The following is a 416-nucleotide window of genomic DNA, read 5'->3' on the forward strand; positions in this document are numbered from 1 at the left end:
ACTTCTGTGCTATCTGGTGCTGGAACTACATCTAAAGTACCATTGGTCTGTAAGGTTACCATGGTACCATCACTTAATGTTACTGTTGATCCTGGTGCAATTGGTGTTGCTAAATTACCATTATTAGGATCTATAATCTCTGTAATCATTAAATTCCCATTATCTCCATCTGGATCTTCATCACCATTTAGAACACTAATGTTTAATGGCGTGTTGATTGTTGCACCCGTTACTGATTCATTATCTGCTGTTGGATTTAACTGCGTAAATGTAATGTCTACATTTCCTGTATCTGTTAAACCGTCTTCGTCTGCTAATGTATAATCAAAGTTGATTGGCTCTGTGCTAGCTGGCGCTGGAACTACATCTAAAACACCGTTTGCTTGTAAAGTAACCATAGTACCATCACTTAACGT

1 protein-coding gene is annotated in these 416 nt (G+C 38.0%); it reads right to left on the reverse strand.

All coding sequences use genetic code 11. The features are described from left to right. Positions 1-398 (reverse strand): hypothetical protein (locus tag Q0762_RS13930; RefSeq protein ID WP_298767744.1); only part of this gene is annotated, 398 nt, incomplete at its 3' end. Between the last annotated feature and the right edge of the window lie 18 nt (positions 399-416).

The organism is uncultured Polaribacter sp., from assembly GCF_947495205.1.
GTDB lineage: Bacteria > Bacteroidota > Bacteroidia > Flavobacteriales > Flavobacteriaceae > Polaribacter.